Below are 20,905 nucleotides of genomic sequence, written 5' to 3' on the forward strand. Positions count from 1 at the left end.
GATTCGGTGAGCAAAGTCTATGGCGCAAGGGCGGGGCAGGTGCTTGCGAAGTCAGCTTCAAAAAGCCACAGGATTGGCATAACCTGCTTTCTTTTTGCCCCTTGACCAGCAGGATCTGCCAACCATGAAACTCGACGCTTTTGATCGCAAGATTCTCGCGGCGCTGCAGCGCAACGGACGCTTAAGTAACGTCGAACTGGCGGATGAGATCGGCCTGTCGGCGTCACCGTGCCTGCGTCGGGTGCGGATGCTCGAGGAGGCCGGGGTGATTCGTGGCTACCAGGCCAACCTCGATCGCGATGAAGTGGGACTGGGGCTGACGGTGTTTGTCGGGGTCAAGGTCGAGCGCCACAACGATGAGCAGGCCGAAGCCTTTTACGCGGCGGTCACGGCACTGCCGGAGGTGATTTCAGCGTTTCTGGTGTCCGGGGAATCGGACTTTCTGTTGCAAGTGGTGGTGCCGGACCTGCGCGCGTATGACCGCTTTCTCAGCGGCTGTCTGCTGAAGCTGCCGGGGGTGAGTGACATTCGCAGCAACTTTGCGATTCACACGGTGAAGACGCCGGGGGCGTTGCCGTTGGGGCATCTTCCGCGGTAGAGCGGGTTGCTCCCACATTCGACCGCAGTCCTTCAGCAGGAACACGGTCAACTGTGGGAGCTGGCTTGCCAGCGATAGCGGTGTGTCAGCGACCGCAACGGTTACAGGACTGACGCCATCGCTGGCAAGCCAGCTCCCACAGGGTTTGGGTGACCACCTACATCTGCGTCGCCATCCCCTCGACATTCATCGCCGCCTGACGCAGCGCCTCGGAGCGAGTCGGGTGCGGATGGCAGGTCAGCGCGATGTCTTCGGCCGAGGCGCTGAACTCCATGGCCACGCAATATTCACCAATCATTTCGCTGACGCTCGGGCCGACCAGGTGCACACCGAGGATTTCGTCCGTGCGTTCGTCGGCGAGGACTTTGGCAAAGCCTTCGGTTTCGTGATTGATCTTCGCCCGACTGTTGGCGGTGAACGGGAATTTGCCGACTTTGTAGGCACGTCCTTCGGCCTTCAGTTGCTCTTCGGTCTTGCCGACGCTGGCCAGTTCCGGCCGGGTGTAGATGACGTTGGGAATCAAGTCGTAATTGACCTCGCCGGCCTTGCCGACGATTTGTTCCACGCAGGCCATCGCTTCGTCTTCGGCCTTGTGCGCGAGCATCGGCCCGGACGTTACGTCGCCGATTACCCAGACGCCATTGGCTTCGGTGCGGTGCTGGCGGTTAGCGAGCATGCCACGCTTGTCGGTGCTCAGGCCGACGTTCTCCAGGCCCAGGCCTTTGGTGTACGGGCGCCGGCCGATCGCGACCAGTACGTAGTCGGCTTCCAGTAGCTCGGCGCTGCCGCCCGCTGCAGGTTCGACGCTGAGCTGCACACCGTTGGCCGAGGTCGTGGCACTGGTGACCTTTGAGCTCAATTTGAAGCTGATGCCTTGCTTGCTCAGCGAACGCTGCAGGGTCTTGCCGGCCTCGGCATCGACGCCCGGACAGATGCGGTCGAGGTATTCGACCACGGTCACCTGGGCGCCGAGACGCCGCCAGACCGAGCCCAGCTCCAGGCCGATTACCCCGGCACCGATGACCACCAGATGCTTCGGTACTTCACTCAGCGACAGCGCGCCGGTGGAGTCGAGGATGCGCTGATTGTCGATCTCGACGCCGGGCAGGGGCGTGGGTTCGGAACCGGTGGCGATGATGATGTCCTTGGCGCTCAGCTCGGTCGTGTTGCCCTGATCGTCGGTCACCGTGACTTTGCCCGGACCCTCGATGTGGCCCCAGCCTTTGATCCAGTCGACCTTGTTCTTGCGAAACAGAAACTCGATGCCTTTGGTCAGGCCGCTCACGCTGTCGTCTTTCTGTTTCATCATTTGCGCGAGGTTGAGCGTGGGTTTGACCTCGATGCCGAGGTTGGCGAACTCCGCACCCATGGCCGCGTCGTACAGCTCCGAAGCATGCAGCAAGGCCTTGGACGGCATGCAACCGACGTTCAGGCATGTGCCGCCGAGGGTGGCGCGGCCTTCCACACACGCGGCTTTCAGGCCCAATTGGCCGGCGCGGATCGCCGCGTTATAACCACCGGGGCCGCCGCCCAGAATGACCACGTCGTAGTGACTCATGCTCTTGCTCCTCGTTGGGGATGCGGATCGCTAAAAGTAGTAGGCGATTAAAATTACGAACGTAATATGTGCGTTTCCGGACATTTCGGTCAAGGCTTCAGGCAAGCGACAGGTTGCGCATCTTTAGATAAGCGAATTTGTGTACGAATATTTCACGCTTTTCGTTATATCGTAACGATTGGACCGATGAATCAATGGCTTTGGGGTGATATGCAAGTCGATCTGGATGTCGATGGCACGCAAGTGACCGGGTTGCCGCGCTTTCAACAAGCGGCTGCGCAGGGGCGACGATTGCGCCGCCTGGCCTTCGGCCTCGGCGGATTGGCCGGGGCAGGGTGGGTGCTGGCGTTATTTGTCGAGCTGTTTGCCGCGCAATCGATCTGGCCGGCCTTGCTGGTGAATCTGGGCGCGGCGTTGCTGGTGCTGGTCGCCGGACTGCAGTCGGCGTGGTGGATGACGCAATGGCGCGCACGGGTCATGCACCCCGTGGCGCAGCAACCGCTGAACGAGGTCGAGCAAACCGCTCCTGACGGCTGGTACGAACGGGTGCTGGAGCGATTGAGTCAGCGCGGTCTGCACCTGCTCGGTCAGATTGGCGCGGCCACGTTGTGGCTGGGCGGCTGGTCAGTGCTGATTGTGCTGGCCATCGGGCAGGTGTGGAATCTGACGTTGCCTGCCGCTGCAGTCGGGTTATCGGCCACGGTGGGCGCCGCGCTGATGTTGCTGTTGGGTTTCGGCTTGCTGGTGCTGGAGCGGCAACTGGCTCAGGAAAACCCGGCGCAATGGCCGGAAGCCGGGTCTCTCGCGCAACTTGCGCGGGTGGCGATCATCAGTCTGGTACTGGGGGCGTTGTGCCTGCTGTTCGCCAGCGAGGCTTCGGTGTGGCCCGTGCGCCTTGCGGTATTGATCGGGATCTTGCCGGGATTGATCGCGATCGAGTTGCTATTGCGCGCAGTTCTGTCGGTATTCAGCCCTCGACGCGAGCAGCTGGAACCGACCCTGCTGGCGCGCAGTTTTGTTGCCGATATGCTGCGTTGGCCACCACAGCCGTTACTCGCTTTGCAGCACGAATTGCACAACCGTTTCGGCATCGATTTGCGCCAGATCTGGGCGTTCAGCTATATGCGCCGCGCTTTTCTGCCGGTGCTGGCGCTGGTCGCCGCCGTCGGTTGGCTGCTGACCGGGATCCACGAAATCCCGCTGCAAGGGCGCGGTATCTACGAGCGCTTCGGCAAACCGGTACAAGTCTTTGGCCCTGGCTTGCACGCCGGTTTGCCGTGGCCACTGGGCCGTGTATTGAGCGTCGAGAACGGCGTGGTGCACGAATTGGCAACCAGCGTCGGCGATGCTCCGGCGCCAACCCAGGCTGAGCCTGCCGAAGGCCCGGCGCCGATGACCGCCAACCGCTTGTGGGATGCCAGTCACGTTAACGACAAATCCCAAGTGATCGCCAGCAGCCGTGGCGATCAGCAGAGCTTTCAGATCGTCAACATGGACGTGCGCTTCGTTTATCGCATTGGTCTGAGTGATCAGGATGCTTTGGCCGCGACTTACAACAATGCCGATGTGCCGACGCTGATTCGCAGCACCGCGAGCCGGATTCTGGTGCACGATTTTGCCTCGCGTACCCTCGACGGTCTGCTCGGTGCTGACCGGGTAGGGCTGGGCGAAGAAATCGGTCGCGCGGTGCAAGGCGATCTGCAGAAGCTCAACAGCGGCGTGGAAATTCTCGCCACCGTGGTCGAAGCGATTCACCCGCCAGCCGGCGCCGCCAATGCTTATCACGGTGTGCAAGCGGCACAGATCGGCGCGCAGGCGTTGATCTCCCGTGAGCGCGGCGCTGCGGCTGAAGCCAGTAACCAGGCGTTGTTGCAGGCCAGCCTTGCCCGTGATCAGGCCAGTGCCAGCGCTCGCGAAATCAACGCCACGGCGCAGGCGGCAGACCTGAAGTTCAGCGCTGAACAGAAAGCTTATGCCAGCGCTGGTCAGGCGTTCGTGCTGGAGCAATACCTCAGCCAACTTAGCCACGGTCTGAGCAAAGCCAAACTGTTGGTACTCGACCACCGATTAGGCGGCAGCAGCAATGCGCCGACCATCGACCTGCGTACGTTCACGCTGCCGGCTGATCCGACGCCCGCGCGCACCACCGCTCAACCAGGAGTTGCCCCTTGAGCCAGTCGCACACTCACGATTCCCATGATCACAGCGGCCACGATCACGGCCACGCCGGGCATCACCATCATCATGGGCATCATCACCATCACCACGGTGCACCGGAAGACGCGGGACCGTTCCCTTGGCGGCGGATGGGCTGGGCGCTGTTGCTGGTGGGGTTTGCCATTGCGGCGGCGAGCCTGGTGCAAGTGCGCTCGGGTGAAGCCACGGTCATCACCCGTTTCGGCAATCCTTCACGGGTGCTGCTTGAACCCGGTTTGAGCTGGCGCTGGCCGGCGCCGTTCGAAGCGGCTATCCCGGTGGATCTGCGCCTGCGCACCACCTCCAGCGGTTTGCAGGATGTCGGCACTCGCGACGGTTTGCGCATCATCGTTCAGGCCTACGTGGCGTGGCAGGTGCAGGGCGATCCGGACAACGTGCAGCGTTTCATGCGCGCGGTGCAGAACCAGCCGGACGAAGCGGCGCGGCAGATCCGCACCTTTGTCGGCTCGGCGCTGGAAACCACCGCCAGCAGTTTCGACCTGGCGGATCTGGTGAATACTGATGCCGGCAAAGTGCGTATTGCCGATTTCGAGGCGCAACTGCGTCAGCAGATCGACCAGCAGTTGCTGGCCACTTACGGTGTGCGCGTGGTGCAGGTGGGCATCGAACGCCTGACCTTGCCTTCGGTCACGCTCACCGCCACGGTCGATCGGATGCGCGCCGAGCGTGAAACAATTGCCACCGAACGCACCGCCATCGGCAAGCGGGAAGCTGCACAAATTCGTTCTGCTGCCGAGCGCGATGCGCGAATTGTTCAGGCTGACGCGACAGTTAAAGCCGCAGAAATCGAAGCGCAATCCCGAGTCGAAGCGGCGCAAATTTATGGCCGTGCCTACGCTGGATCGCCGCAGTTGTACAACCTGCTGCGTTCGCTGGACACCCTGGGCACTATCGTCACGCCGGACACCAAGCTGATCCTGCGTACCGACGCCGCGCCATTCCGCGTGCTGGTGGACGGCCCGCCGAATGTCGAAAACAAATCCGGATCGCAGCCATGAGTGATGAAGTTCCACGTGGAACACATTCGCTGAGCAGTCCGTGGATTCAGGCTGGACGTTTGGCGTTTTTTGCCTTGTACGCGGTCACGGTGTTGGCCGCGTTGGCGTGGGCGTTTTCCAATGTGCGGCAGATCGATCCGCAGAATCGCGCCGTGGTTCTGCACTTTGGCGCACTGGAACGCATCCAGAATGCCGGGCTGTTACTGGCCTGGCCACAGCCGTTCGAGCAGGTGGTTTTACTACCGGCAGCGGATCGGGTGATTGAGCGTCGAGTGGAAAACCTGCTGCGCAGCAGTGAAGCGATCAGGGCTGATCGTGTAGCGACTTTCGCTACACCGCTGAGCGATGCACTGGCCGGTTCCGGTTACTTGCTGACGGGGGACGCCGGCGTGGTGCAACTGGATGTGCGGGTGTTTTACAAAGTGACCGACCCTTACGACTTCGTCCTGCAGGGTGATCATGTGCTGCCGGCACTGGATCGGCTGGTCACCCGTAGCGCTGTGGCTTTGACCGCTGCGCGGGATCTAGACACGATTCTGGTTGCCCGACCGGAGTTGATCGGTGCCGATAATCAGGCAGCCGAAAGACGTGAGCGTCTGCGCGGTGATCTGGTGCAAGGCATCAACAAGCGCTTGGCTGAGTTGAAGGCGAGCGGGCAGGGCATCGGCATTGAAGTGGCGCGGGTCGACGTGCAGTCGAGTCTGCCGGACCCTGCGGTCAGCGCTTTTAATGCGGTTCTGACCGCCAGCCAGCAAGCCGACAAAGCCGTCGCCAACGCACGCACCGAAGCAGAAAAACTCACCCAGACCGCCAACGAACAAGCCGACCGCACCCTGCAAGTGGCCCACGCGCAGGCCGGCGAACGGTTGGCAAAAGCCGCTGCAGACACCGCCACGGTACTGAGCTTGGCCAAGGCGCAACAACAGGGTACCGACCCGCAGATGCTCCTGCGGCTGTACCGTGAACGCATGCCGAAGATTCTCGGCCAGGCCGGTTCAGTGACCACGGTCGATCCGAAAGACGATTCCCGCCTGATCATTCAGGGAGCCAGCAAATGACTGCGACCACTGCCGCACCGAGCCTGTTGTCCTCGGCCGAACAGCGCCGCGCCGCACGGCAATTGACCCTGGCGATGCTCGCCCTTGGCTTGCTCGGCCTCGGTCTCCTCTGGCGCTGGCTGTTACCGGAGCAAACCGGTGTCAGTCAGTTGCTGCTGGGTTTCGCTTCTCTATTGGTGGCGGTGCCGGTGATGCGCTCGGCGTGGTACAGCCTGCGCTACCCAAGCCTGCACGGCATCACCGATCAATTGATCGCCCTGGCGATGCTCGGTGCGTGGGCGACCGGCGATCTGCTGACCGCCGCGTTGCTGCCGATCATCATGATCTTCGGCCACGTGCTGGAAGAGCGCAGCGTGATCGGCTCGCAGGAAGCGATTCACGCCCTCGGCCAGTTGACCCGCAGCCACGCGCGCAAGATTCAGACCGATGGCTCGATCATCGAGGTCGATAACGGCACGCTTAAACCTGGCGACACGGTAGAGGTGCGCGCCGGAGATCGGGTGCCAGCGGATGGTCGAGTGTTGTTCGGCCAGGCCAGCCTCGACACAGCGTCGATTACCGGTGAGTCGGTTCCGGTGGAAACGGCGGCAGGCATGACGGTGTTTGGCGGCGCGATCAACCTCGACGGCTTGCTGCGCATCGAGGTGACCCGTACCGGCGATCAATCGACGCTGGGCAAAGTCATTGCGCTGATGCAGAACGCCGAGCGCTCGAAGCCGCCCATCACGCGCCTGCTTGAGCGCTATGCCGGTAGCTACATGGTGCTGGTGTTGCTGCTGGCGGCGGTGACCTGGTTTGTCACCCATGACGCGCAGGCGATGCTCGCGGTGCTGGTGGCGGCATGTCCCTGCGCTTTGGTGCTGTCGGCACCGGCCACGGCGATTGCCGGCGTGGCGGTGGCGGCGCGCCACGGCATTCTGATTCGCAGTTCGGCGTTCCTTGAGGAGTTGGCAGATCTCACTTCACTGGTGGTCGACAAAACCGGCACGCTGACTTACGGCGCCTTGCGTTTGCAATCGATCAGCAGCCCAAGACTGGATCAGGCCTCGGTAATGGCACTGGCCGCCAGCCTCGGGGCGGCCAGCAGCCACCCGGTCAGCCGCGCGTTGGCTGGGTTGGTCAGTCAGGAACAGAGCCTGCCGCTGACTGATATTCATGAGCGTCAGGGTCTCGGTGTAGTCGCCACGACCGCCCAAGGCGAGGCGGCTTTGGGCCGGCCCGAGTTGTTCGCGCAACTGGGCATCGTCACCACCACCGTTCCCGAGCACGACGGGCCGATTGCCGGATTGGCACTGAACGGCGAATTTGTCGCCTGGCTGTTGCTGGCCGACAGCGTCAAACCGGAAGCTCGCTTTGCCCTCAGCGAATTGCGCGAGCTCGGTCTGGGTCGCCAGTTGCTGTTGACCGGTGACCGCCTGAGTGTCGCGCAGACCCTGGCCCGCGAGGTCGGTCTGCACGAGCTGGAAGCGCAGGCGCTGCCCGAGGACAAACTCAACCGCGTACTGAAGGAAATCGACAACGGATTTCGGCCGATGGTGGTGGGCGACGGCATCAATGATTCGCTGGCGCTGAAGGCTGGTGTGGTCGGTGTCGCAATGGGCGCGGGCGGCGCTGACATCGCGCTGGCCTCGGCGGATATCGTCTTGATCGGCAGTGATCTGCGCCGCCTCGGTACTTGTGTGCGGCTCAGCCGCCAATGCCGACGAACCTTGCAGGTTAACGTGATCATCGGTCTGGGCTGGACCTTGGCGATTGTCATCTTTGCTGCATTTGGCTGGCTCGGCGCGGCCGGGGCGATGATCGCCGCGCTGCTGCACAACCTCAGCACGTTGCTGGTGTTGGGCAATGCCGGACGGCTGCTGCGGTTTCAGGAGCCATTGCTCAAGCTCAAGGACGGTCATTGAAATGAGTGGCAGCGAACTGTGCGCCGAATAGGCAGTCATCTATGTAGAAGGCGCACACGTCATTGCCGGTTTCCGGGTCGAAAACACGGGTTGCATTCCGGCCTGGTGGAGCGTCTGAAACGATAGTCTCGGCTAATTAAATCGATAGCCTGCTATTTTTCAAGGATGGTCTACCCTCAGATCTGACGTCTGAAACAAGGGGGGATTTTCCATGCTCGCGCAACTTCCACCGGCCTTACAGAATCTGCAGCTTCCGCTTCGCCTGCGACTCTGGGACGGCCATGAGTTCAATCTGGGGCCGACGCCCAGCGTCACCATCGTGGTCAAGGACCCGACGATGGTCACCCAGTTCACCCATCCAAGCCTCGACGCGCTGGGGGCGGCGTTTGTTGAAGGCAAGCTTGAACTGGAGGGCTCGATCAGCGAGGTCATCCGGGTCTGCGACGAATTGAGCAGCGCCTTGCTCGATGAAGATGAAGGCGCTCAGCCAGTGCGTGCAGTGCATGACAAGGAAACCGACGCCAAAGCCATTTCCTATCACTATGACCTGTCCAACGCGTTCTATCAGCTGTGGCTGGACAGCGACATGGCGTATTCCTGCGCATATTTCGAAACGGGCAGCGAAACCCTGGAGCAGGCGCAGCAAGCCAAATTCCGTCATCTGTGTCGCAAGCTGCGTTTGCAGCCGGGCGATTACCTGCTGGATGTGGGTTGCGGCTGGGGTGGTCTGGCGCGTTACGCCGCACGTGAATTCGGCGCCAAAGTGTTCGGCATCACCCTGAGCAAGGAACAGCTGGAACTGGCCCGCGAGCGCGTCAAGGCCGAAGGCCTGGAAGACCAGATTGAACTGCAATTGCTCGACTACCGCGACCTGCCGCAGGACGGGCGTTTCGACAAGGTGGTCAGCGTCGGTATGTTCGAACACGTCGGCCACGCCAACCTCGCCGAATACTGCAAAGTCCTGTTTGGCGCGGTGAAGGAGGGCGGTCTGGTGATGAACCATGGCATCACCGCCAAGCACACCGACGGCCGCCCGGTGGGACGCGGTGCCGGCGACTTCATCGAGAAGTACGTGTTCCCCAACGGCGAGTTGCCACACCTGGCGATGATCTCGGCCGAGATCAGCGAAGCCGGGCTGGAGATTGTCGATGTCGAAAGCCTGCGCCTGCATTATGCGCGCACGCTGGATCACTGGAGCGAGCGGCTGGAGGATAACCTCGAGGCCGCCGGGAAACTGGTGCCGGATCAGGCGCTGCGCATCTGGCGCCTGTATCTGGCCGGGTGTGCCTACGCGTTTGCCCGGGGCTGGATCAATCTGCATCAGATTCTGGCAGTGAAGGCTCATCCGGACGGCAGCCATGAACTGCCCTGGACCCGTGACGACATCTACAATCCTTGATGCCTGAACCATGCCCTCTCCCTTGGAGAGGGTGATGGGCTGCTAGAGAATCGGTGAAATAAGCCGGGCGATCCGCATGCCGAGCTGTTGCAGGCGGTGGATCTCCCGGCTTTCTTCTTTAGCAACCTCGTAAGCCTGCTCGAAATCATCGTTGAGCATACGTTCCACGCGGGCGGCGAATTCGCTGTCGACGGTCAGTAGCATCACTTCGAAATTCAGCCGGAACGAACGGTTGTCCAGATTGGCGCTGCCGACGGCGCTGATCTCGCTGTCGATCAACACCACTTTCTGATGCAGGAACCCCGGTTCGTAGCGGAACACCCGCACGCCGGCGCGCACCGCTTCGAATGCATACAGGCTGGACGCGGCGTAGACGATGCGGTGATCGGGGCGCGATGGCAGCAGCAGGCGCACGTCGACGCCGCGCAGCACCGCCAGACGCAACGCGGCGAACACGGCTTCATCGGGAATGAAGTACGGGCTGGTGATCCACACCCGCTCGGTTGCGGCGTGGATCGCTTCGACGAAGAACAGCGAACAGGTTTCGTAGGCGTCGGCCGGGCCGCTGGCCAGCAACTGACAGAGCACGCCGTCGTCCGGGTAAACGTCCGGCAGGATCAGCGGCGGCAATGTGCGCGCGGCCCAGAACCAATCCTCGGCAAATGACTCCTGCATGCAGGCCACGACCGGCCCGCGCACTTGCACATGGGTATCGCGCCATGGCGCCAACGGCGGCTTCTCGCCCATGTATTCATCGCCAACGTTGTGCCCGCCAACAAAGCCGAGCACGCCATCGACCACGACGATTTTGCGGTGGTTGCGGAAATTCACCTGGAAGCGATTGAGCCAGCCGCTACGTGTGGCGAAGGCTTTGACCTCGACACCGCCATCGCGCAACGCCTGTACATAACTGTGGGGCAGGGCGTGGCTGCCGATGCGGTCGTAGAGCAGATAAATCGCCACGCCTTCGGCAGCTTTCTTCAGCAACAGATCGCGCAGGCGCTGTCCGAGGCGGTCGTCATGGATGATGAAGAACTGGATCAGTACGGCTTCGCGCGCTTGATCGATGGCCTGGAAAATCGCCTCGAAGGTCGCGTGGCCATTCACCAGCAGTTGCACTTCGTTATTCGCCAGGCATGGCATCCGCCCCAGTTTGGGCATGGCCCGTAGCGAGGCATAGGCATTTGAGGCGCGGGCGGTGAGGGCTTCTTCGACCCACGGTCGCCAGTTCAACTCGGAAATTGCCTGACGCATCTGTTCGTTGGCCTGGCGCCGTGCCTTGATATAGCCGTCGAATGTGCTGCGGCCGAAAACCAGATAAGGGATGAGTGTCAGGTAAGGAATGAAAATCAGCGACAATGCCCAGGCGATCGAGCCTTGGGCGGTGCGAACGGTCAGCACCGCGTGGATCGCGGCGATCAAGCCGAGGCTATGTATGAGGGCGATCAGATAGCCAAAAATGTGCGGTCCAAAATAATCCATGGGGCAGCCTTGCTCCTGAAGACTCAATGCGTAACAGACCATGTTCCGAGGCGAATGTCGCTATTTAATTGGTGCATGAACCGAAGCAATCGGCCGACGTCTAACGGCCACTACTGATCAGGAGTTTTTTCGATGAACGTTCGTCTGCTGGGTTTGGCGCTGGGCCTGGGTTTGGCAATGCCGGTGGTTGCGCAGGCGCAAATGCTGCAGCCGGGGTTGTGGGAAATGACCTCGAGCAACGTCAAGGTCGATGACCAGCCCATGGATGTGCAATCGATCCTCGGCCAGTTGCAAGGCCAGATGACCCCGCAACAGCGTGCGGCGCTGGAAAAGAACGGAATCAACATCGGCGGCAAGGGCATTCGTGCCTGCCTGACGCCGCAGCAGGTCGCGACCAACGATATTCCGCTGGCCGATCCGCAGTCGGGCTGCAAACAGCAGATCACCGAGCGCACCGGCAACCAGTGGAAATTCCGCTTCAGCTGCCCGAAAGCGCAAGGCACGGGTGTCGCGACGTTCCTCAGTGATCGTGAGTTCACCACCGTGGCCAACGGCACGTTCAATGCGATCGGGATCAACCAGAAGGGCAGTCTGGAAACCCGTGCGGTGTGGTTGGGTCAGGATTGCGGCACTGTGAAGCCAAGAGCTTAAAAGCTTCGCGAGCAAGCTCGCTCCCACAGGGACAGCGCGTTTCCTGATGGGAGCGAGCCTGCTCGCGAAGACGTTCTGTCAGACACCTGATCATTCAGCGCATAAACCGCAGCGGCAGCCCCTGACAGCTTTCGTTGATGCGCTGCTTCCGCCAGGCAATCTGCCCCGACACCAACGTGGTATTCACCCGATAGCGAAAAGTCTTGTCAGCGAACGGCGTCCAGCCGCACTGTGACAGAATCGGTTGCCGCGACACTTCAAGAGCCGCTGGCTCAACCAGCACCAGATCCGCCCAATACCCCTCACGCAAATAACCCCGATCCGGAATCGCAAACAGATCCGCCACGCGATGGCTGGTCTTTGCCACCAACGTGGTGATCGGCAGCACGCCATCGGCCACCAGTTCCAGCAGTGCCGGCAAGGCGTGTTGCACCAGCGGTAACCCGGACGGTGCTTCGGTGTAAGGACGCTGTTTTTCCGCCCAGGTATGCGGTGCATGATCGCTGCCGATCACATCCAGCCGGTTGCTCAGCAGCGCCGCGCGCAAGGCGTCTCGGTCGGCCTGGGTCTTGATCGCCGGGTTGCATTTGATCAGGTTGCCGAGTGCAGGATAGTCGCGGTCATCGAACAGCAGGTGGTGCAGGCAGACTTCAGCGCTGATGTGCTTTTGAGTGAGAGGTTTGTCTTCGAACAGCTCCAGCTCGCGAGCGGTAGTCAGGTGCAAAACGTGCAGGCGGGTGCCGTGACGTCTGGCCAGTTCCACCGCCAGCGAAGAGGATCGGTAGCAAGCTTCGGCATTGCGGATCAGTGCATGGATATTCGCCGGCAGGCGTTCGCGCAGACGTGCTGCATTGGCCTCGATGCTTGGTGTGTGTTCGCAATGCGCCAGCAGAATCGTCGGCACTTCGGCGAATAAACGTTCGAGAATCTTAGGATCATCCACCAGCATATTGCCAGTGGACGCGCCCATGAACACTTTGACCCCGGCCACTTCGCAGGGGTTGAGCGCGGCCACGGTGTCGAGGTTGTCCTGACTGACACCGAAGTGAAATCCGTAGTTGGCCACGGAGTTGATCGCCGCCCGACGCTTTTTATCCGCCAGCGCTTCGAGGGTAAGCGTGGCCGGTTGGGTGTTGGGCATGTCCATGAAACTGGTGATGCCACCCGCCACCGCTGCGCGCGACTCGGAGTGAATACTGCCCTTGGCCGGCGCTCCCGGTTCGCGAAAATGCACCTGATCATCAATCATCCCCGGCAACAGCCATTGGCCATTGGCGTCGATCTCCACACGGGCATTTTCACCGTCGATGCGGCCCGCGATCTTAACGATGCGACCATGGCTGACCAACAGATCACCGTCAAACTCGCGCCCTTCATTGACCAGTCTGGCGTTGCGAATCAGCACGCTGCTCATGGCTCAGAACTCGTTCTGCAAGGCTTTGTAGCCGCGTACCAGATCGACATTGGTGCGCGCCACGTCTTCGGAAAACTCCGAGGCGCTGACACTCACTGGCGGGAACTGCGAGAGGTCGGTGTTGGGGCCGATGCGGGTGGTGGAGGGCACGTAGAACGCGTCCGGTAAATCACGGCCATCGACCACCGAGTTGTGCCGTACCACACAGCCGTCACCGACCACGCAATTGAACAGCACGCTGTTGAATCCGATGAACACCCGGTCGCCGACTACGCACGGGCCATGCACGATCGAGCGGTGAGCGATCGAGGTGAATTCGCCGATGGTCACGGCAGCGCCGGATTTGGAATGGATCACCACGCCGTCCTGGATGTTCGAATTGGCGCCGATGGTGATCGGCTCCATCGTGCCCGAAGCGTCTACTTCGTCGGCGCGGATCACCGCGTAGGGGCCGACGAACACATTCTCGCCAATGACCACCTTGCCGCAGATGATCGCGGTTTTGTCGACGTAGGCCGACTCGGCAATTTGCGGCAAATCGCCTGAGGGATTTTTGCGGATCATGGTTGGCTCAGTGCGTCATAAAGGGTGTTGAGGTTGTATTCGAACAGTCCGGTAAAGGTGCTGGCCGGGCCACTGGCGGCGAGGGCATCGGAGTACAACGTGCCGCCGATATGCGCGCCGCTTTCATCAGCGATTTGCTTGAGCAGGCGCGCGTCCTTGATGTTTTCCATGAACACCGCTTTGACCTTGGCCTGACGTATCTGCGTGATCAGTGCGGCGACTTCGGCGGCCGATGGTTCGCGTTCGGTGGAAAGACCTTGCGGTGCCATGAAGTCGATGCCGTAGGCCTGCCCGAGATAACCGAAGGCGTCGTGGCTGGTGACGATCTTGCGATTGCCCGGTGGCAGCAAGCCGAGCTTGGTCTTGGCTTCGGCGAGCAGGGCGTAGATCTGTTTCAGGTAGGTCTGGCTGTTGCGTTGATAATCGGCCTTGTTCGCCGGATCGGCAGCGATCAGCGCCTTGGTGATATTGGCGATGTACAGCTCAGTGTTGGCCAGGTTGTGCCAGGCGTGTGGGTCGGGAATGGTTTCACCGTCTTCATCGAGCGAGCGCGGAATCACACCGTGGCTGGCACTGATGAGCGGGGCTTGGGTGCCGGTGCTGGTCACCAGTCGATCGAGCCATGGTTCGAAACCGAGGCCGTTCTTGATGATCAGCTTGGCTTTGAGCAGCGCTTTGGCGTCGTCCGGTGTTGGCTCATAGTTATGCGCATCGGCGTCCGGGCCGACCATGTTGGTGATCTGGATATGCTCGCCGCCGACCTGATGCACCATGTCGGCGAGGATGCTGAAGCTGGTGACCACCGGCAATTTTTCCGCCGCCGATAACGACATCGACAGCAGCAAGCTGAACAACACGAGTAGAACGCGCATCGGGAAACACCTCATTGGGATGTGAGCAAAGGCGGGCGGCGCAGCAGCCCGTGAACCGGTCCGAACACCACGGACAGCAAGTAGGCGAACCCCGCGACCAGCACGATGGCCGGCCCGCTGGGCAGCGAGTAGTCGAACGACAGCAACAATCCGAGCCACACCGACAGGCAGCCAATGAGTGCGGAGATGGCAATCAGGCTCGGCAGACGACGACTCCAGAACCGTGAGGCAGCGGCAGGCAGCATCATCAGACCCACCACCATCAATGCACCGATGGCCTGGAAGCCGATCACCAGATTGAGCACCACCAAGGTCAGGAACACGCCGTGGGCGAGAGGGCCGAGGCGGCTGACGGTTTGCAGGAATAGAGGATCGAGGGTGTCGAGCAGCAGCGGTTTGTAGATGACTGCCATGGCGATCAGGCTGAGGGCCGAGACCCATAACATGCCGTTGAGGGTCGGTCCGTCGACGGCGAGCGCCGAGCCGAACAGCAAGTGCAGCAAGTCGAGGCGTTTGCCAGCGATGCCGAGAATCAGCACGCCACTGGCGAGTGAGATCGGGTAGATCGCGGCGAGGCTGGCATCTTCGCGCAAACCGGTGCGACGGGTAATCCACGCAGCCAGCCCGGCCATGCTCAGGCCCGCACCCAGACCACCGAGCGTTAGCGCGGGCAGACTCAGGCCGGCGAACCAGAAGCCCAATGCGGCGCCGGGAAGAATGCCGTGAGCGACGGCGTCGCCGATCAGGCTCATGCGCCGCAGGATCAGAAATACGCCGAGCGGTGCTGTGCTGCAGGCCAAGACCAATCCGCCGAGCAGCGCTCGGCGCATGAACAAGAATTCGCTGAACGGTTGCCAAAGGTGGGCGACGGTGAGCATCAAGCCACCTGCGTGCCGGGTGTTTGCTGGATCAGTTCGACGCTGGCGCCAAACGCGCATTCGTGGTTTTTGATCAGCAGTGTCTGCGGGATGTGTTGGCGGACGGCGGCCAGGTCGTGGCAGACCACCAATAAAGTTCGACCTTCGGCGTGCCAGGCGTGGATGTGTTGCCAAAGCAATTGCTGACCCAGTTCGTCGAGCGCAGCGTGGGGTTCGTCAAGAAGGAGTAGTGGCGCGTCAGCCAGACTCAAACGGGCGAGCAATGCGCGTTGCAGTTCGCCACCGGAGAGCGCCATCAGCGGGCGCTTCTCGAGTCCGCTCAAGTGCCAATTGTCGAGTGCGTGAGTGAGGCGCTGTGTGCGCAATTGCGTCGACAATCGACGGCCCCAGAACCCGGCAGCCACCAGTTCTTCCAGACTGATGGGAAACTGTCGGTCGAGGTGTTGCTGTTGCGGCAGGAATGACAATCCTCCTTGGCGTGGGACGCCTAGCGCAACTTTTCCGGTCAAGGGTTTCTGCAGTCCGGCGATGACTTTCAGCAGGCTGCTTTTACCGCAGCCGTTGGCGCCGACGATAGCGCTCAGACTGCCACTTTCCAGCGTGACCGTCAGTGGTGAAGTCATCGGTTGCCCTGGCGCGCCCCAGCTCAAGGAATGGCAGCGGATCATGCGTGTTCTCGATGCCAGTGGCTTTCGGCGACGGCGTCGTGGGCGTGCAGACTTTCAGCGTGGATCACTTGCAGGTGGAATCCGCTGACACCAGGGCAGCGACGCAGGGCCAGATGGAGTCGTCGCGCGGCGTCCTCGCAGAACATCAGGTTCTGCCCGTTGGCCAGCGCGAAGGCTTGTTCGTCGGCGCGTTTCACGGCGGTTTGCACGGCGGTGCCCAGTGCGGCTTCAGCGTCATTGATGATCACGCTGAGGGGCAGCTCATCGATAAACTCGTCCAGATGCATGTGCAATTGCGCGGTGCTGCGTTGGCTGTGCGGAGTGGCAACGATGCCGTGGCTTGATCCAAGCCAAGCCAGAACTTCAGCGCGCTGCAGTGGCTTATTGGCAAAATCATCGATGAACTGCTGCTGGATCAGTTGCCTCGCTAATGCGGCTGAGCACGGGCAGGTCGAGGAGTAGGGCACATCGATCTTGAGTTCCACGTGGAACACTTTGTTTTTGAGGCTGGCAGAAATGCTCACTGGATAGCTTTTCCACCCCGCCAGTGGGCTGACCAACGCGGGTCGTTTCAGCAGCACTTCGCTGTGGATATTCAGGTAAGCATTGCTGGATAAGCCCTCGTGGCTCGCCAGAAAATCGTCCAGTACCTGATGCAAAACCCGTGGAGAAAGGTTCTGTTGCTCAAGCGTTGCCAAGGCCACATACAACCGCGACATGTGAATGCCACGCGCCTCACCATCGTCAAGACTGACGCCTGCATCTGCCTTCGCGCTCAGACGTTGGCCATCCAATAAAACCGGCAAGGCAATGCCGCGCATTCCCACCCACTCAAGCGGTAATGCTTGTCGAGAGGCTTGAGTGGCGATATCCGGAAGTGTCAGCGAATTCATGTTCGGAACCATCGTGTTGACTGAATTGGATGTTACATTATAACAATTCAAATCACGATGCTTTTTTCATGAACGGGTTTTCATATGCACAGACGCCACTTGCTCAGTTTGTTTTTGGCCAGCGCAGCCTTGGCTCTGCCCTTCAGTGTCTCGGCAACCCAGGTGCGAAATGCGCGGCTCTGGCGTTCGCGTGAAAAGCTGCGACTGGTCTTCGATTTAAGCGGCCCGGTGCGTTACAAAACGTTCACGTTGAGCGCGCCAGAGCGTTTGATCATTGACCTGTCCGGGGCGAGTCTGAGTGGTGATTTCAGTCAATTGCCGTTAGCAGATACGGCCATTCGCTCGATCCGCGCCGGGCATTTTGGTCAAGGCGATACCCGGATCGTTCTCGATCTGAACACTCCCGTTCTATTGAACAGCTTTGTTTTGGCACCGCAGGATGGTCAAGGACACCGTTTGGTGCTCGACCTGGTGAACGCCGATAAAGTCCTGAGCACCGCAGTGGTTCCACGTGAAACATCCACAAATAACCATCACCTTAAACGCGACATCATTGTTGTGGTTGATCCCGGACACGGTGGTAAAGACCCTGGCGCCGTCGGCGCCAAGGGTGAGCGGGAAAAGGACGTGGTGTTGTCCATCGCCCAATTGCTCGCCAAACGTCTTAAAAAGGAGAAGGGCTTCGACGTGAAGTTGGTGCGCAATGACGATTTTTTCGTGCCCCTTCGCAAGCGTGTAGACATTGCCCGTCAGCACAAGGCCGACATGTTTATCTCCGTGCACGCCGATGCAGCGCCGCGACTGACGGCGTCGGGAGCTTCGGTGTATTGCCTGTCAGAAGGTGGTGCGACGTCAGCGACTGCACGCTTCATGGCACAGCGCGAAAACGGCGCGGATCTGCTCGGCGCGACCAGTCTGCTTAATCTCAAGGACAAGGATCCGATGCTCGCCGGCGTGATCCTCGACATGTCGATGAGCGCCACCATCGCCGCCAGTCTGCAACTCGGCAGCAGCATACTGGGCAGTCTGCAAGGCATCACCACATTGCATCAAAAGCGCGTGGAACAGGCGGGATTTGCGGTGCTGAAGTCGCCGGATGTGCCGTCGATCCTGGTAGAAACCGGCTTTATTTCCAACGCGCGTGACAGCCAGCGCCTGGTGACAACTCGACATCAACAGGCTATCGCTAACGGGTTGTTTGAAGGATTGCAGCGCTATTTCCAGCAGAACCCGCCAATGGACAGTTACCTCGCCTGGCAGCAGGCGCAGCAAAAGGTGCAGGTTTAGCAGCCGGTGATCCGGCTGCAGGTGAACTTCGCGCTGCTGCCGCCTGAGCTGGAGAAGCGATTGATCGTCGTCCAGCCCACGCGACGGGTGTAGCCGACCCAGGCTTCGCCGTCAGAAGCGATGCCGGTGAAGAACGTCAGTTGGCCGAACCGACTGTTGGTCTGCGCCCAGTAGCGATTGCTGTCCTTTTCAAAGCCGCGCAGGTAAATCGTGCGGCCCACTGTATTCACACTGTAGGCGTTACCTTGCGCATCGACGCATGCCAGCAGGTTAGCGCTGTGTGTGCACTTGGCGAGCATTGGCGCTTGTCCCCATACGTTGGCACCCGACAGCAATGCCAGACTCATTAGCGAGCATTTCAGGACATTTTTCATCACGGTTCCCGGCGGGCAGATGGCATGCAGCTTCATGCTCTTTATCGGTTTGGGCAAGAGCAGGTCTGGCTAATTCGTATTGTTATACTATAACATGAATTTTAATTGAGCCTGAGCCCGCCGATTTAAAGCGTCAGCTTCTGCCATCACGTTGTTTTGAAGCCTGAGAACGCGGTGCGTTACGCCAAATCCGGCATACACGCCCATCGGCCACCATCTGATGAGGATTATCCAATGTCATCTCCGCTCCCCGTGACCGTTCTTTCGGGCTTTCTCGGCGCTGGAAAAAGTACAGTTTTGAATTACGTACTACGTAATCGAGAAGGCTTGCGCGTTGCAGTCATCGTTAACGATATGAGCGAGATCAACATTGATGGCAGCGAAGTCCAGCGTGATGTCCGCCTGAACCGTGCTGAAGAAAAACTGGTAGAGATGAGCAACGGTTGTATCTGCTGTACGTTACGCGAGGACCTGTTGGAAGAGGTCAGCAAACTTGCTCGCGAAGGCCGCTTCGATTATCTGCTCATCGAATCCACTGGTATTTCCGAGCCGCTGCCGGTCGCCGAAACCTTCACCTTCCGCGATGAGCTGGGTCAGAGCCTCGCCGACGTTGCTCGACTCGACACCATGGTCACGGTAGTCGACGGCGTGAATTTTCTCCTCGACTACCAGGCTGCCGAGAGCCTCGCGTCCCGCGGCGAGACCTTGGGCGATGAAGATGAACGCTCGATCACCGACCTGTTGATCGAACAAATCGAGTTCGCCGACGTACTGCTGATCAGCAAGATCGACCTCATCAGCCGCCAGGCGCGCGACGAACTCACGGCAATTCTCAAGCGCCTCAATGCCCAGGCGGAAATTATCCCGATGGTGATGGGCGAGGTGCCGCTGGAGAAGATCCTCAACACGCGCCGATTCGATTTTGACAAAGCCGCCCAAGCCCCGGGCTGGCTGCAGGAATTGCGCGGTGAGCATGTGCCGGAAACCACCGAGTATGGCATTGCTTCCACGGCTTATCGCGCACGCCGCCCGTTCCACCCGCAGCGCTTTTACAGCTTCATTGATCGTCCATGGATGAACGGTAAATTACTGCGCTCCAAGGGTTTTTTCTGGCTCGCCAGCAAGGTCACGGATGCGGGCAGCTGGTCGCAGGCAGGCGGCCTGATGCGCCACGGTTTCGCTGGACGCTGGTGGCGTTTCGTGCCGAAAAACCAATGGCCGCAGGATCAGGACAGTACCGCAGCAATCATGGAAAACTGGACGCCGAGTGTCGGAGATTGTCGTCAGGAGCTGGTATTCATTGGCCAGAACATCGATTTCGTACAGCTCAAGTCGGAGCTCGATGCCTGCCTGCTGACTGACGAAGAAATGGCTGCTGGTGTAGACGGTTGGCGCACGCTGCCGGATCCGTTCGGCCCTTGGCACGAAGAGGCCGCCTGATGCTTGCGCTCAAACTGCAGCAGAACCGAGTACGTCATCAGCATCAGGGGGCGACGCCGAAAACGCTGACGCGAATCCTCGAAGACGACGTCAATCTTGCGGTCTGGCAGCGCCAACTGCCGCTGCACATTGCCGATTTCGCAGCATTGTTGCTGTCGCTCAACGAGCCACTGGCGCAGTCGCTCTGCCTCGAATTGCCGGATGAAGACGGCGAGCCTGATCTCAGTGGACTGGCCGCCGGGTTCCGTGACCTGGAAGGCTATGAAGGCTTTGTCGCTGATCTGGGATGGCTGGTCAGTGCCTTCGCCTGCCTGCTGGGTGCACGGCGTATCGGCTTGCGCCTGCGGGTGCTGGACAAGGCCATGTGTCCGCGTTTCCACGTCGATCATGTGCCGGTGCGCCTGCTCACCACGTATGGCGGAATCGGCAGTCAGTGGCTCAAGGAGGGCGCAATGGACCGCGAGCAATTGGGTCAGGCGAACGCTGAGCCAAACGACATGGCAAACATCCAGCAACTGCACAGTGGCGACGTGGCGCTATTGAAAGGCGAAAAATGGCACGGCAACGAAGGCTTCGGTCTGATCCATCGTTCTCCGCAACTGCCAGCGGGTGAACGACGGCTGCTGCTGACGCTCGACTGGCTCGGTTGA

General features: G+C 60.5%; 19 protein-coding genes. 10 read left to right on the top strand and 9 right to left on the bottom strand.

Going from position 1 to position 20,905, the window contains the following annotated elements; genetic code table 11:
- The first annotated feature begins 124 nt into the window (after positions 1-124).
- A complete protein-coding gene (locus tag OC71_RS23225; RefSeq protein WP_041073817.1) occupies positions 125-598 on the top strand; it encodes an Lrp/AsnC family transcriptional regulator in 474 nt (157 codons plus the stop codon).
- Positions 599-755: 157 nt separating this feature from the next.
- Here the strand turns inward: OC71_RS23225 and lpdA are convergent, their stop codons facing one another.
- The gene (lpdA, locus tag OC71_RS23230) at positions 756-2,156 is read right to left on the bottom strand and encodes a dihydrolipoyl dehydrogenase (protein WP_041073819.1); all 1,401 of its coding nucleotides are present in this window, start codon (positions 2,154-2,156) and stop codon (positions 756-758) included.
- A 210-nt stretch (positions 2,157-2,366) separates the two neighbouring features.
- On the opposite strand from lpdA, the gene hflK (OC71_RS23235) reads away from it, so the two are divergent.
- The 5 genes from hflK (OC71_RS23235) (at position 2,367) to cfaB (ending at position 9,732) form a co-directional block, all read left to right on the top strand.
- A complete protein-coding gene (gene hflK, locus OC71_RS23235; protein WP_041073879.1) occupies positions 2,367-4,328 on the top strand; it encodes a protease modulator HflK in 1,962 nt (653 codons plus the stop codon).
- The gene (gene hflC, locus OC71_RS23240) at positions 4,325-5,371 is read left to right on the top strand and encodes a protease modulator HflC (RefSeq protein WP_041073820.1); all 1,047 of its coding nucleotides are present in this window, start codon (positions 4,325-4,327) and stop codon (positions 5,369-5,371) included. Before hflK (OC71_RS23235) ends, hflC begins: the two co-directional genes overlap by 4 nt.
- A complete protein-coding gene (gene hflK, locus OC71_RS23245) occupies positions 5,368-6,429 on the top strand; it encodes a protease modulator HflK (RefSeq protein ID WP_041073822.1) in 1,062 nt (353 codons plus the stop codon). Before hflC ends, hflK (OC71_RS23245) begins: the two co-directional genes overlap by 4 nt.
- A complete protein-coding gene (locus OC71_RS23250; protein WP_041073824.1) occupies positions 6,426-8,333 on the top strand; it encodes a heavy metal translocating P-type ATPase in 1,908 nt (635 codons plus the stop codon). The genes hflK (OC71_RS23245) and OC71_RS23250 overlap by 4 nt, the downstream gene beginning before the upstream one ends.
- A 211-nt stretch (positions 8,334-8,544) precedes the next feature.
- Complete coding sequence (gene cfaB / locus OC71_RS23255; protein WP_041073826.1) at positions 8,545-9,732, top strand: C17 cyclopropane fatty acid synthase CfaB; 1,188 nt, start codon at positions 8,545-8,547, stop codon at positions 9,730-9,732.
- Between the two features lie 42 nt (positions 9,733-9,774).
- Here the strand turns inward: cfaB and cls are convergent, their stop codons facing one another.
- A complete protein-coding gene (cls, locus tag OC71_RS23260) occupies positions 9,775-11,214 on the bottom strand; it encodes a cardiolipin synthase (RefSeq protein ID WP_041073828.1) in 1,440 nt (479 codons plus the stop codon).
- Between the two features lie 132 nt (positions 11,215-11,346).
- On the opposite strand from cls, the gene OC71_RS23265 reads away from it, so the two are divergent.
- Positions 11,347-11,865 carry a DUF3617 domain-containing protein gene (locus OC71_RS23265; RefSeq protein ID WP_027610324.1) on the top strand — a complete coding sequence of 173 codons (519 nt, stop codon included), beginning with the start codon at positions 11,347-11,349 and terminating at the stop codon, positions 11,863-11,865.
- A 94-nt stretch (positions 11,866-11,959) separates the two neighbouring features.
- Here OC71_RS23265 and OC71_RS23270 read toward each other — a convergent pair whose 3' ends face one another.
- From OC71_RS23270 to folE2, 6 genes are read right to left on the bottom strand one after another with little or no spacing between them, the layout of a single operon-like run.
- Complete coding sequence (locus tag OC71_RS23270) at positions 11,960-13,279, bottom strand: dihydroorotase (protein WP_041073830.1); 1,320 nt, start codon at positions 13,277-13,279, stop codon at positions 11,960-11,962.
- A gap of 3 nt (positions 13,280-13,282) precedes the next feature.
- Entirely contained in the window at positions 13,283-13,843 is a 561-nt protein-coding gene (locus OC71_RS23275; RefSeq protein ID WP_041073832.1) for a DapH/DapD/GlmU-related protein, read from the bottom strand.
- Positions 13,840-14,715, bottom strand: a complete 876-nt coding sequence (locus OC71_RS23280; RefSeq protein ID WP_041073834.1) for a metal ABC transporter substrate-binding protein — start codon at positions 14,713-14,715, stop codon at positions 13,840-13,842. The genes OC71_RS23275 and OC71_RS23280 overlap by 4 nt, the downstream gene beginning before the upstream one ends.
- A gap of 11 nt (positions 14,716-14,726) precedes the next feature.
- The gene (locus OC71_RS23285) at positions 14,727-15,593 is read right to left on the bottom strand and encodes a metal ABC transporter permease (protein ID WP_041073836.1); all 867 of its coding nucleotides are present in this window, start codon (positions 15,591-15,593) and stop codon (positions 14,727-14,729) included.
- A complete protein-coding gene (locus tag OC71_RS23290) occupies positions 15,593-16,261 on the bottom strand; it encodes a metal ABC transporter ATP-binding protein (protein WP_041073837.1) in 669 nt (222 codons plus the stop codon). The genes OC71_RS23285 and OC71_RS23290 overlap by 1 nt, the downstream gene beginning before the upstream one ends.
- A complete protein-coding gene (gene folE2, locus OC71_RS23295) occupies positions 16,258-17,154 on the bottom strand; it encodes a GTP cyclohydrolase FolE2 (protein ID WP_041073839.1) in 897 nt (298 codons plus the stop codon). The genes OC71_RS23290 and folE2 overlap by 4 nt, the downstream gene beginning before the upstream one ends.
- A gap of 84 nt (positions 17,155-17,238) precedes the next feature.
- Here folE2 and OC71_RS23300 point away from each other — a divergent pair, with 84 nt between their 5' ends.
- Positions 17,239-18,441, top strand: coding sequence for an N-acetylmuramoyl-L-alanine amidase (locus OC71_RS23300; RefSeq protein ID WP_041073841.1), 1,203 nt, complete (start codon positions 17,239-17,241; stop codon positions 18,439-18,441).
- On the opposite strand, the gene OC71_RS23305 is transcribed toward OC71_RS23300, so the two are convergent.
- The gene (locus OC71_RS23305) at positions 18,438-18,815 is read right to left on the bottom strand and encodes a hypothetical protein (RefSeq protein WP_041073881.1); all 378 of its coding nucleotides are present in this window, start codon (positions 18,813-18,815) and stop codon (positions 18,438-18,440) included. The genes OC71_RS23300 and OC71_RS23305 overlap by 4 nt on opposite strands.
- 234 nt (positions 18,816-19,049) lie before the next feature.
- Here OC71_RS23305 and zigA point away from each other — a divergent pair, with 234 nt between their 5' ends.
- Both zigA and OC71_RS23315 read left to right on the top strand, forming a co-directional pair.
- Positions 19,050-20,255: a zinc metallochaperone GTPase ZigA gene (gene zigA, locus OC71_RS23310; protein WP_041073843.1), complete on the top strand. Its 1,206-nt coding sequence runs from the start codon at positions 19,050-19,052 to the stop codon at positions 20,253-20,255.
- Positions 20,255-20,905: a DUF1826 domain-containing protein gene (locus OC71_RS23315; RefSeq protein WP_041073845.1), complete on the top strand. Its 651-nt coding sequence runs from the start codon at positions 20,255-20,257 to the stop codon at positions 20,903-20,905. The genes zigA and OC71_RS23315 overlap by 1 nt, the downstream gene beginning before the upstream one ends.

The organism is Pseudomonas sp. W15Feb9B, assembly GCF_000828175.1.
Lineage (GTDB): Bacteria > Pseudomonadota > Gammaproteobacteria > Pseudomonadales > Pseudomonadaceae > Aquipseudomonas > Aquipseudomonas parakoreensis.